The following is a 12,606-nucleotide window of genomic DNA, read 5'->3' on the forward strand; positions in this document are numbered from 1 at the left end:
GCTGACGCTGGTCGGGAGTTAGTTCTATCGTTGGGGCAACATTCATGAGCGTTTAATTGAGGGTTGGAGGGAATATACGATGTCCCCAGCTAATAATTACTATAATTTTTGAAATTAAGTACTAGTATCTACAACACACGCTATTGAGGGAAAAGAGATAACCGAATACTTTGGAATAGTCACCGGGGAAGCAATACTTGGTGCAAACATATTCCGGGATTTTTTTGCCGGCATTCGGGATATTGTCGGTGGCCGCTCAGCAGCATATGAGGACGAGCTGCGAAAAGCCCGTGAAATTGCGATCCATGAAATGGAACAAAAAGCGCGTGAACAGGGAGCAAACGCCGTTATCGGGGTTGATATCGACTATGAAACAGTTGGCGCCCAAGGCGGCATGTTGATGGTGAGTGTAAGTGGGACCGCCGTCGTAGCCAAATAAATCTGTTCAATAGAAATCCACCCAGTCACTGCTTTTGCGACCGGGTGGATTCTCAATTATTGGCTTAGAAATAACCTTACAATACAGAAGAACTGATCTCAATATCCGCCTCTGCCCAGGCCTCGTCAAATTGTTGTTTAACTTGTCGGGCTTCATCCTTCCTGTTCTGGGCCTCCAGGCTCTGGTAGAGCCCCATCAACGACCAACCGTTGTTCTTCAGCTTTTCGAGGTCCTGGCGATACACCTGCTCAGCCTCTGTTGCTTTGTTTGCTTTCAATAATACGGCCCCCAAAGATTGCCGCACCGGCACATGCCATGCGGCCGGTTCGCTGTAGACCAGGTTATCCTCAAATTCTACGCCCTCCTTGAGCAAACGAACGGCGTCCTCGTAGTTACCCTTTGCAGCTTCTATTTCGCCTGCCACCACACGCTGCGCCACTTTGGCAATGCTAGACGATGGATTCGTATAGTTGGCAACCAGTTCTTCAAGCGATGCATCCTCCACGAGTTGGTTCAAGGCCGTCAACTCTTCCTCAGCCTCTTTGATGTTCCCTTTCCGTACAAAAGCAATCCCACGAGCATAATGCCATACCAGCTGGTTGTGCTTGTAGGGACTGGGGTCCGGGATGGTGAGGATATCATTCCACTTTCCAAACCTCACATAGGCCAACAGCGGGGTTGAATAATAATCTTGTAAAAAAGGAAGTGCCTCCAGCATTCCCACCGGCACTTTTTCTGCCGTTTTCTTGGCCGCTTCTATCGCTGTTTCGCTGTTACCCAACAGGCTGGCAGCCGACCACAAAAAGTGGATGTTGTGCGGGAAATAGCCCAGCGGATACATGCCTTGGGAGTAGCACTGTGAAATGTAATCCTCATCGGCGGCGATGGCAGAAACATTTGCCATTGCGGCGTCTCTGTATCGCCCTACCCTAATAAAAATATGTGATGGCATGTGAACCAGGTGGCCCGCGGCGGGCATTAAACCACCTAATATTTCAGCACTGGGCACCGCCAGTTCCGGTTGTGGCAATTCCACCATGTGGATATAGAAGTGGTGAGCGCCGGGATGCTCCGGGTTTAGCTCAATTGCGGTTTCAAGGGCTTCTTTGCCCTTCAGTGTACCGGGATTCGGATTTCCCTGGCCATCCCAGTAATTCCAGGGCATCGTATTCATCACCGATTCAGCGAAGAACGTCTGGATATCCGGATCATCGGGATAATCTTGTACAACCTGTTCCATTGCTTGCATATAAGCAGTGTTTAGTGCATCCAGGTCCGATTTTAGCTCGGGGCTGGTGCGTTGCGCCAAAGCCTGGATCAATGCTTTCTCTTTTTCTGAGGCCTCCCCGTCCATAGCTATCGCCTTCTGTATCGCCTGGTAGGCGTTTATTTTTCGTTCATCATCAGGAAATGGATCGTTGATATTTGGCCCTAATGCATATGCCTGTCCCCAGTATGCCATCGCAAGGTTGGGATCCAAACGAGCAGCCTCAGTAAACGAACGATGTGCTTCAGCATGATTAAAGGCATATGCCAGTCTCAATCCCTGGTTAAAATAGGCTTGTGCTTTGCTGTTACTCGTTGACACCGGGTAATGGTGATCGCCAAGATTATCAAACAGCGGAGCCACCGGATCATCAGAAGCTTCAGCATTGAATTGAAATTTAACCGCTGATCCTATATCCACTTTATTATCCAATGAAAGGAATGCAGCTTTTGATAATTCGGCCAACTCATTACTACTCCGATCTTCAGAACAGCTTACAAGCCATAAAGAAGAGTACACGATCAAACATAGGCTTAGTAGTCCTGCTGGTTTTCTCATGAGTTATTTAATTTATTGTCAGGTAAGAAAAGCGAGATAATGACGTAAAATACTGTTTTTATTCTACTTATATCTTAAAATTTAGTTCCCTCCTGCCTGCATTGACTTTGAAATCAGGTCTACCTGAAAATCAATTCCGTATATCGAAGTACTCTTTCCTTGTCAATCGATATTGTATGACGCTGAAATATTCTGCTCCCTTTTTGATATGCTCAACCAGTTCTCCCTCTTTTATCATCCCGTTATTTTGCATCACCTTACCGGAAGCGGGATTCTTGACCAGGTGAATGGCGTAAATCTTGTTTAAATCTATTTCTTTAAACCCGAATTTTATCACTTCTTTAACAGCTTCGGTAGCGTACCCGTTATTCCAAAAGGGTTCTCCTATCCAAAATCCCAATTCGGCGCGGTTAAAGCGCTTATTCACTTTAAGGCCAATAGCCCCAATCATTTCATCCTCTTGGAGGTGACAGATTGCAAATAGATATTTCGATTTATCCTCAAAACCCTCGTTGGCCATGTTTAGCCATTTCACCGCATCTTTTTCTTGATAGGGATGAGGAATGTTAAGCGTCATCTCGGCAATTTTGGGATGACCTGCATACGTAACAATTTGTGGTATATCTCGCACTTCCGGCTTCCGAAGACGAATTCTTTCGGTCTCTATAGTCGGAAATACGTCCATAATATCTATTCCGCTAAGGTTTTAAGTCGACTTGCTGGAAAGCCGATGGTTATAAAAATAAAGTAGTCCCATAGCTACCCCCCATTGGAGTGCTACGGTTGCCACAGAAAACGGGCTGAGCGGATTATACCAGCTTTCAGGGGCATATGTAGAGGCGCTGAGATAGATCCACCATACGAGCAGAGAAATCACTTCAATCGGCACCACATACTTGATAATCACTTCCCACCATTTTCCCAGGGAGTATTTGCTACTTTCAGTATTAACCACTGTATTCCTGAATTTCCCGGGATTGAATTTAATAATAGCAAATGACATAAATGCCCCGGAGACCATCAGTCCCACCCCCCACACAAAGTCCTGGTTGGCCAAAAAGTCAACTGAGATCGCAGATGGCAAACCAAACAGAAAGCCAACAGTGCAAACGGCAACGGTCGCTTTGGTCCTTGAGAAACCCAGATCCACCAGCACGCGGCTAGCCAGTTCAATCATGGAAATCAGTGAACTAAATGCAGCGAATGTCAGTCCCAGAAAAAACAAAATAGCAAAGATGGTGCCTGCAGGCATCTTAAAAAACAGCTGTGGCATCCAGATGAATGTTAGTCCCGTTGATGCCGGACCCGATGTTTTCATGACATTGAGAATTTCCCCGTTTGTCATTTGTGGAGTAAGTGTGCCAAATACTGTAGAAAAAATGATGATAGCCGCTACCAGCGATATAATGTTATTCCCAATACCGGTCTGGAAGGCACTGATCGTTATGTCATCTTTCTTCCGCATGTAGGCTGCGTATGTCAAAATGAGCCCCCATGCAGCCCCCGTATCCCAGGCATTTTGAGTGAGAGCCTCCAACCAGACTTCGGGTCTGCTCAAAGTTGACCAGTCTGGGGTAAACAGGTATTCGATGCCGGCTCCACTCCCTGGCAGCATAACCGCCCGTACAAGGGAGATAATAAGCACCAAAAACAACGAGGGTATCAAAACTTTGTTGATTCGCTCTATTGAAGCGATGCCCTTGATAACAACATATCCTCCACCGATAATCATAAAGGCATGCATCACGGAAGGGAGTATCGATTCCTGGAATCCTTCCCACATCATATTGGCATGTACCATGCTTTCTGGGAGACCGGCCGTAACAGAGGCAATTAAATAGTAAAGACACCACCCCGCCACCACACTGTAATAGAACATAATAGCGGTGGCTACAAAACCGATAAAGCCGCCCATCCAGCCAAAATTTTCTCCCACAAGTTTTACAAACGATCCTATAACACCTCTGCGCCCATGACGACCGATACCGTATTCTGCAATGATAAGTGGGATAGAAAAGAGGAATAGGAAGCAGACCCACGCAATAAGGAAAGCTCCTGCACCAGCTTCTCCCCCATTTTGAGCTGCAATACGTGGAAACCGCCAGATATTGCCCGTTCCCACTGCAATACCAAGTACACTTAATATTAGCCCCAGCTTAGAAGAAAATAGCTCTTTTTTACCTGTGTCATCAGCAGCCATATAAAAAATTTTAGTTACAGCTTTATTGGTTGGAGTGATTTTTAATCAATTTTCAGCAGACAGGCAAATGAGGTTTTTTTACGCTATTAACAATATTAACAATCTCGCAAAAGCGCTTTGAAAGTTTCAGCAAAATAACTGAGAATTGCGCTCGTTTTGGGTTCTTTAAAAGTGAATGTAAGATGTCGTTGGTTCTCCATATTAATTATTTTGAATCCATACCACCGTTGCCTATTATTGCGTTCTCGCAAATTATCGACCTGAATTAGTTAAATAAACCTGACAAAACCGCTGGATGTTTAACGACCACAAATCGACCAATCGCACGCTTGCGCTTTTCGTTTTCCTTGCTTCTCTGATCCTTTACGTGCTAACGATGGCACCCACGGCCAGCTTTTGGGATGCCGGGGAGTTTATCGCCGTGGCCCATGGGCTGCAGGTCAACCACCCGCCGGGGGCCCCGTTCTATTCACTACTGGGGCGGCTTTTCTCGATGTTCATGCCGGCCTCTTGGGTAGCGGTCAGCATCAACTTCATCAGCGCCCTCGCTTCGGCGCTGACGGTCATGCTGTTATTCTTGATCATTGTGCGACTGGTCCGCGAGTGGCAGCCCGACCCGGACGCGATGGGTGCCGCCAGTAAGATTGCCATGTTTGGCGGGGCCGCTCTCGGGGCCCTCACCTTTGCGGTCACCGACACCTTCTGGTTCAACGCCGTCGAGGCGGAGGTCTACGCCCTGTCGATGTTCTTCACTGCCGCAGTGGTCTGGATGGCCCTGAAGTGGTCGGAGCATCATACCGAAGAGTACAGCGAGCGTTGGCTTCTTTTGATTGCCTACATGTTCGGCCTAGCCCTTGGTGTTCACCTTCTGAATCTCTTGGCACTGTTTTTTGTAGCGCTGATCGTCTATTTCAAGAAAAAGGACGTCTCGCTGCTATCAATGGCTGTAGTGGGAGCCATTGCGGTCGCCTCGTTCCTGGTGATCTACCCGTTCACCGTGCAGATGCTGCCAAGCATTTTGGATAATATCACGCGGGCAAGTTACGGTCTGATAGGACCCATTTTCTTTATTATTCTGATTATCGGGGGGATCTCCTGGGGGATCTACTACACCCACACCCGCGGGCACCGCATTGCCAACCTGGTGTTGCTGAGCTACGCCATGATCCTGATCGGTTACTCCTCCTATTCGATCATCTTTATCCGCTCGATCGCCGACCCGCCGATCGACGAGAACGACCCGGAAACCGTGGAGGCGTTTATCAGCTACCTCGAGCGGGAACAGTATGGGGACACCCCGCTGCTGACCGGCTACACCTACGACAACGCCCAGGGACGGATCAACCAGCAACAGGAGGTCTTCTTCCCGCGGCGCTACTCCCCGCAGCACGCCCAGCAATACAACCAGTACAGCAGCGACTGGGAGTTCTTCCTGGACTACCAGCTCAATCACATGTATATCCGCTATTTCAACTGGAACTTTATCGGGCGGGAGGCTGACATCCAGGACACCGGCTGGCAGGCCGGCTTCAGCGAAAGCCAGTATGAGGACAACCCTGCCCACAATAGCTACTTCTTTATCCCATTCCTGCTGGGGCTGTTCGGGATGATCTTCCACTTCCAGCGCGACTGGAAACGAGCCCTGTCGGTGTTGGTCTTGTTTATTATGACCGGTTTTGCCATTATCATCTTCCTCAACCAGACCCCGATGCAGCCGCGCGAGCGGGACTACGCCTACGTGGGCTCCTTCTTTGCCTTTGCCATCTGGATCGGCATGGGCGGGGTCGGGCTGGTGGAACTGGCACGGGAGCTGACCAAGGACAGCAAGGGCGCCGCCTGGGGCGTGCTGGGGCTGCTGTTTGCGGCCGCCCCGCTGTGGATGGGCTACCAGAACTTTGACGACCACGACCGCAGCGAGCGCTACGTGGCCCCTGACTACGCGTGGAACCTGCTGCAGTCGACCGCCCCCAATTCTATCCTGTTCACCAACGGCGACAACGACACCTTCCCGCTATGGTACCTGCAGGAGGTAGAGGGCGTGCGCACCGACGTACGGATCGTCTGCCTGAGCCTGCTGAACACCGACTGGTATATCAAGCAGCTGCGCGATCAGTGGTCCCATGAGTCGGCCCCGCTGCCAATATCACTGACTGACCAGGAGATTGCCGATATTACCGAAAGTTTAACACTGTATGAACCGGATACGGTAAACATCCCCGTCAATAAAGATCTTCTGCGAAGTGCCTTTTCCGGCGATCAGACCTACAAAGAAACCATTGGCGTAAAGCCAGACACATCCCTTCAGTTATATAAAGAAGGCGTCGATTTCAACATGCCGGTTGATTCCCTGGACAACGAAGTCAGCTGGTATTATGAAGGACGACCTGCGGGCAGAGACCAAGAGGGAAATCAACGTTTTTATACGCAGGTGCAAGACAAAGTGATCCTTGACATCCTAAAGACCAACCAATGGTTGCGCCCGGTCTATTTTGCTAACACCGTCTCCCCCAACAGCCAGATGAACCTGCATTCCTATTTCCGTTTTGAAGGAAAGGCTTTTCGCGTCGTCCCCAAAAAGCATTCCAGTCAGGGCGGTTACGGCTGGATGAATACCAAGATTCACACTGACCGGCTCAAACAATTCCGGTTCAGAGAGTGGGATAACCCGGACGCTTATTTTGATGAAAATATTCGGCGAATGCTCGGGAACTATCGGTACGGACTGACTCAACTGGCCGATAATTATCGAAGAATGAACATGCCAGACAGTGCCGCCAAGTGGCTGCGCTGGGGCGAAGATAAAATTCCATTTAATCACGTTCAGGGCAATGTAAACTCACTGGTACTCTATGCCTACTCCTATGCACAAAACGGTGCCGTAGACGATGCTTTGGCTCTTGCAGAGAAAGGGAAAGAAGAGATAATTGGGAATCTGACCAGCGTCATGGATAGCTATGATCGCCTGCAAAGCCGCATCATGGAACTGGATGCCCAGGCAAAACAGGCCAAACGAAATGCCGACATGGCCGAACAGGGCCGGCTGCGCAGCCGCATTCAAAGTGTCATATCTCAACGACAAAACATGGCTAACGAAATCAGTTACAGCATCAGTCATTTGACGATCCTGCAGCGCATCTACTTTATGGCCGGCGAAGACCAGGCCGCTATAGCCCTTGCAGAGCGCGTAAACGGCATTACGATGGACCGCGTGAGTATTCCAACTTCTGAAGAGGAGAATAAGGCCCAGGTTGACCGGTACAATATTGACTAGATTTCTTATTACAGCTAGGTATCGTATATTTGATGACTGAAGTTTGAAGATTCACGACTTAATTATGATACACGAATTCACGAAAGAAAATATAGACGCCATCGCCGACGTGCTCCAGACAAAGGCTAAACCACTGGGGAATGATGTATTCCGATTTGAAGTTTCTGATCCCGAAGAAGGTCGACGCCTGGCCCTAGAAATTCACTTGGGTATGGAGGTCAATGATGAGCGTATGAACATGGTGTCGGTATATGCGCAAAACACCTTCCTACAGCTTCACAACTGCACTGCTTTTATTGCCAGCGACATGCTTAAACAGGTTACGTTTTTCGGTAGACAGCAGCATATGACATCTGGATTGATTGTGGAGCAAGGGGCCGGATGCAGCCTCTATGCAAACGTCGAAGAAGCAATTCTGAACAGTGATTTCACCCAGCTGCCAGAGGATCTCATGATGTGTGCCATCGCCCTCTCCCTTACCGAATCTATTGACCTGGATGATTTTTCCTTTGACGACGAGGACTAATTTGAGAAGGATTGAGTGATTGGAGGATTGAAGGGGTGATGACTTGAGAGATTAAATGGATGAATGATTAAAGGATTGATTGACTGTTTGCTTTATGCCACTCAAAGAAACGGAAGTTAGCGTTTTTAACGAATCGGGTCGTTCGGTGCCCATCGATGAACGGATTGCCCGAAAATGCATCTCTGAAGTTGCCCGCCAGGAAGCCTGCTCCTTCAGCATGATTGAAGTGGTATATGTTGACGAAACAAAGATCAGGGAAGTCAACATCAAACACCTGGATCACCATTATGTTACAGATATCATTACTTTCCGTTATGACGAGGATCACACCAATACAGATATCGAAGGAACCCTGTTTTGCTGTGCACAACGCATCGCGGAACAGGCAGGAGAATTTGCTGAAGATGAAGACACAGAGTTCAAACGCGTGCTGATTCACGGTTTGCTTCATTTAGCCGGGTATAATGACAAGTCTGATGAGGGGAAAAAAGCGATGCGTGAGCGGGAAGATTTTTACCTGCGCCATATTTAGTCTAACCGTGAGCTCTGAGGTAAAAATTGATAGAGGCGCACTGCATGCGTCATTTTTGGAACAAGAGTCGTTTGTTTTACGTAGCGAAAGGGTTAGAAAATAGACAGATACGTGCGATATACTTTCCAAATACGTCGCACTTAGATCAAAAAATCTCCATTAAATGAGTATAAGATGGAAGAGCAGCCGTTAGAGAAATCCGGTCAGCAAACGGCCCTGGATGTTGCCAAAAGAAAAACCAAGAACTATGCCCGCAGCCTGTGGGATATCGTCTCTCGCTATGCGGTTACCACAAGAATCAAGGAGCAGCCGTCAGATATCGCGGAGCCTCCCCCCCGTTTTGAATACAGCCGAAAAGGCTGGCTGACGCTACTCAGCATTTTCCCATACCTCCTGCTGGCAATGTTTGTCACTTCATTCTTTTGGGACTTTCAAGGAATAATAATTGAGCCATTTGGCCTTCAGCTGCAACTGCAGGGGCTGCTTAAAATACTGAGTATCAGTGGACTGATCGGCTTTCTTACCAACTGGCTGGCCATCACCATGCTGTTCAAGCCCTCCCAGAAACGCCCGATTTTGGGATACGGATTAATTCCTGCACAAAAAGAGCGCATTGCCTGGCGACTTTCGCGGGCGGTCTCTGATGATTTGATCAACCCAGAGATCATCAAACAGAAAATCCATGATTCGCAGGTAATCAGCCGTTATCGCGAAGATGCTACACAATATCTCAAAAACATCATCGATGATCCCTCCTTTCGTGAAGAGTTAAAAGCATGGGTGGTGGAATATGTTGACGAGATGATCGCTGATCAGGAAATCAGGGCGGCTATCGCCGAAAAAATCCTGATCCAAATTGAGGATGCACTTGAGAATAAATCGATAGAAAAAGTTGCACTCAAAGCCTATTCCTTTATCAAAGGCCAGGAAATGCAGAAAATTATTGAAGAGTCATTAATACGTCTGCCTGCCTCGGTTGAAAGTGGACTCGACAAAGTGGATAACCTGCTTGACCGCCTTCCGGCTACGCTCGATAAGCACAGTGATGCCATCGAAAACCTGGTGACCTCCATCCTGTACCGACTGGTAAACCAGTTGGATGTGCAGACACTTGTTGAAGAAAAGCTTAATGAGTATGATGAACAAAAGCTCACTAATATTATTCGCAGCGCCACCAACGAACAGTTGAGATATATCCAGTACTTGGGCGCTGTCCTGGGAACCATCGGTGGTTTTGTGATTTGGGAACCTTTGCTTAGCATCCTTTTCCTGGGTATGACCGGCTCCCTCATACTTCTTATCGACTACATTGTATTTAAGCACTCCGGGAATTATTAAGCCTATATACTTAAAAATAATTATTTAAGCTTATAGACTTAAAATTTTAATATTTAAGTCTGCAGGCTTATATTAGGTGGGAACAAAAGCCAAATACCATGGGAAACAGATTAATATATGCAGTCATAACAGGGGACCTTGTTGATTCCTCAAAAGTGGGCCAAGAGCACCGCGAATTACTTATTAATACTCTAAAAGAGTCTTTCAAGCTGACAAATAGCTTGAATACGGACCCTGAAAATTCCATATCGTTTGATATTTACCGCGGAGATAGTTTCCAGGGTGTTATTCCGGATCCCAGCTTGGGATTGGCGGCAAGTCTTGTTATCCGATCCTCACTGCGCAAAGCCCAGCCCGAGAGTAGTCCCGTGAGCTGGGATGCCCGTACAGCGATCGGTATTGGGAGTATCAACAACCTGCCGGAAGCCGTATCGGAGGGTGACGGAGAGGCCTATCGGCGTTCCGGTCCCCATCTGGACAAAATGAAACCTGAGCAGCGGCTCGTGATCAACACCCCATGGAAGGAAGTAAATGATGAGATGCGTCCCCCCGCTGCCCTGCTCGATGCCGTGATCGCCAAATGGTCTCCTCCCCAGGCCGAGATTGTGCTGGAGCTCCTTAAGGATAAATCGCGAATCACAATCGGTGAAGAGTTTGGTATTTCGCAGGCGGCTGTACACTACCGTGTAAAGGGAGCCGGCTGGTTCGCTATAAATCAATTTTTACTCCGCTACAAAAATATTATTCAAAAGAAGAAAACCGAATGATTGGTCAAGCTGAAATCCTGGTATTATTTCGAATATTAGCAGCTCATCTTTTTGCCGATTTCCTGCTACAACCCCAAAGCTGGATCCAAAAAAAGAGAGACTATAACATTCGGGCGATCCAGTTCTATTATCATGTGGGGGTGGTGGGAGTGCTGACCTACCTGTTCCTGGCAGACTGGTCTCACCTTTTACTTCCTCTTTTCATCATGGGAACGCATTTTGCCATTGACTGGTGGAAATCGGAGAGGCCGGGGAAAGCCCGCTATTTCATGTTGGATCAAGCGGCCCACCTGCTGATGATCCTGGCAGGATGGATATTTTATACGGGAATAGGTACTACAGCTGGTGATTTCCTTGGGGCCTTGGTAAACAGTCCTGCCTTCTGGGTTATACTCATCAGTTATATTGTTGCAATCTGGCCCTTTGGCTACCTGGTGGCAATGATTACCACGCGATGGCAGCAGGAGCTAAGTGCAGGTGACCAAAACCAGCTGACCGGCCTGCAAAATGCGGGCATGTGGATTGGCTATACGGAGCGATTCATTATTCTAACATTTATCTTGTTAAACCAATATGGAGCGATCGGTTTTTTGATAGCAGCAAAATCTGTATTTCGGTTTAGCGGAAAGCTTGAAGGCAGCCGTGAAAGAAAAGAAGCTGAGTATATTCTGATCGGCACGTTGCTGAGCTTTGCGTTGTCCATTGTCTTGGGCATTGGCGCTACATACCTGTTGGAAACCTGGGGATAAGTGCCAGTATCCCCAAATCGGATTTGGATCTCATCGTTTTAAAGCTGCTTTTTCTTACAGCTATTTTAGCTCGCTAAACACCGGAATGAAACTTTCACCAGATAAACCGATCCTCATGAAGACAGCCAACACTATTTTAATCACTGGTGCCTCCTCTGGAATGGGAAAAACAACAGCTTTGCAACTCATTGATCAGGGGCACATGGTTTACGGGGCAGCCCGTCGAGTTGAAAAGATGCAAGAACTGGAAGAGGCTGGTGGTCGTGCTATCGAAATGGACATTACAGACGAAGAGCAGATTGTCGCTGCAGTAACCCATATACTTGAGGAGCAAGACCAAATCGATGTACTGGTTAACAATGCCGGTTTTGGTCTGTATGGTGCGGTAGAGGATATCTCAATAGAGGATGCGAAACGACAGTTCGAAGTTAACCTATTTGGGCTGGCTCGTATAACCAAGGAAGTACTCCCTCATATGAGGGAACGTAATTCTGGTACCATCATTAATATTTCTTCGATGGGTGGCAAAATATATACCCCGCTTGGGGCGTGGTACCATGCCAGCAAGCATGCGCTCGAGGGATGGAGTGACTGCCTGCGGCTGGAGTTAAAGCAGTTCAACATCGATGTCGTGATTGTTGAACCTGGAGTTATTGCTACAGATTTTGGAGATACGCTTTCCGGACCATTGCTGGAAAACTCAGGAGATGGGCCGTATGAACAGATGGCCCGGGCGATGGCACAAGCGACTAAGGATTCTTATGAAAAAGAGGGAGCTTCTTCCCCTCCATCCGTTGTTGCTGATACAATCTTGAAAGTGATCCGCTCAGACAAACCCAAAACCAGGTATCCAGTTGGCAATATGGCGCGCCTCCTGATGTTTATCCGTAAATACCTGGGGGACCGGATTTTTGACAAGGCAATCATGAGTCAACTGTAGTGCATATAGTCACCCAGCT

Annotated in this window: 10 protein-coding genes and 1 pseudogene; 8 read left to right on the plus strand and 3 right to left on the minus strand. The window is 47.9% G+C overall.

The window, feature by feature from the left end; genetic code table 11:
- Positions 1 to 127: 127 nt before the first annotated feature.
- Positions 128 to 439 (plus strand): annotated as a pseudogene (locus NC796_RS14295) (heavy metal-binding domain-containing protein); the annotation flags it as partial.
- A gap of 76 nt (positions 440 to 515) precedes the next feature.
- On the opposite strand, the gene NC796_RS14300 reads toward NC796_RS14295, so the two are convergent.
- The 3 genes from NC796_RS14300 to NC796_RS14310 form a co-directional block, all read right to left on the minus strand.
- Complete coding sequence (locus NC796_RS14300; protein WP_310685336.1) at positions 516 to 2,264, minus strand: hypothetical protein; 1,749 nt, start codon at positions 2,262 to 2,264, stop codon at positions 516 to 518.
- A 130-nt stretch (positions 2,265 to 2,394) separates the two neighbouring features.
- Positions 2,395 to 2,949, minus strand: coding sequence for a GNAT family N-acetyltransferase (locus NC796_RS14305; RefSeq protein ID WP_310685338.1), 555 nt, complete (start codon positions 2,947 to 2,949; stop codon positions 2,395 to 2,397).
- A gap of 21 nt (positions 2,950 to 2,970) precedes the next feature.
- A complete protein-coding gene (locus NC796_RS14310; protein WP_310685339.1) occupies positions 2,971 to 4,464 on the minus strand; it encodes a sodium-dependent transporter in 1,494 nt (497 codons plus the stop codon).
- Between the two features lie 295 nt (positions 4,465 to 4,759).
- On the opposite strand from NC796_RS14310, the gene NC796_RS14315 reads away from it, so the two are divergent.
- The 7 genes from NC796_RS14315 (at position 4,760) to NC796_RS14345 (ending at position 12,587) form a co-directional block, all read left to right on the plus strand.
- Positions 4,760 to 7,735, plus strand: coding sequence for a DUF2723 domain-containing protein (locus NC796_RS14315; RefSeq protein WP_310685341.1), 2,976 nt, complete (start codon positions 4,760 to 4,762; stop codon positions 7,733 to 7,735).
- Between the two features lie 64 nt (positions 7,736 to 7,799).
- Positions 7,800 to 8,261, plus strand: coding sequence for a hypothetical protein (locus NC796_RS14320; RefSeq protein ID WP_310685342.1), 462 nt, complete (start codon positions 7,800 to 7,802; stop codon positions 8,259 to 8,261).
- Positions 8,262 to 8,355: 94 nt separating this feature from the next.
- A complete protein-coding gene (gene ybeY, locus NC796_RS14325) occupies positions 8,356 to 8,793 on the plus strand; it encodes an rRNA maturation RNase YbeY (protein WP_310685344.1) in 438 nt (145 codons plus the stop codon).
- Positions 8,794 to 8,967: 174 nt separating this feature from the next.
- Positions 8,968 to 10,131, plus strand: coding sequence for a DUF445 family protein (locus NC796_RS14330; RefSeq protein ID WP_310685346.1), 1,164 nt, complete (start codon positions 8,968 to 8,970; stop codon positions 10,129 to 10,131).
- Positions 10,132 to 10,229: 98 nt separating this feature from the next.
- Positions 10,230 to 10,898 (plus strand): hypothetical protein, encoded by a 669-nt coding sequence (locus NC796_RS14335; RefSeq protein WP_310685347.1) that lies wholly within the window; start codon positions 10,230 to 10,232, stop codon positions 10,896 to 10,898.
- Entirely contained in the window at positions 10,895 to 11,647 is a 753-nt protein-coding gene (locus NC796_RS14340) for a DUF3307 domain-containing protein (RefSeq protein WP_310685348.1), read from the plus strand. The genes NC796_RS14335 and NC796_RS14340 overlap by 4 nt, the downstream gene beginning before the upstream one ends.
- 85 nt (positions 11,648 to 11,732) lie before the next feature.
- Complete coding sequence (locus tag NC796_RS14345; RefSeq protein WP_310685349.1) at positions 11,733 to 12,587, plus strand: oxidoreductase; 855 nt, start codon at positions 11,733 to 11,735, stop codon at positions 12,585 to 12,587.
- Positions 12,588 to 12,606: the final 19 nt, after the last annotated feature.

Source organism: Aliifodinibius sp. S!AR15-10, assembly GCF_031569985.1.
Classification (GTDB): Bacteria; Bacteroidota; Rhodothermia; order Balneolales; family Balneolaceae; genus JAMQKA01.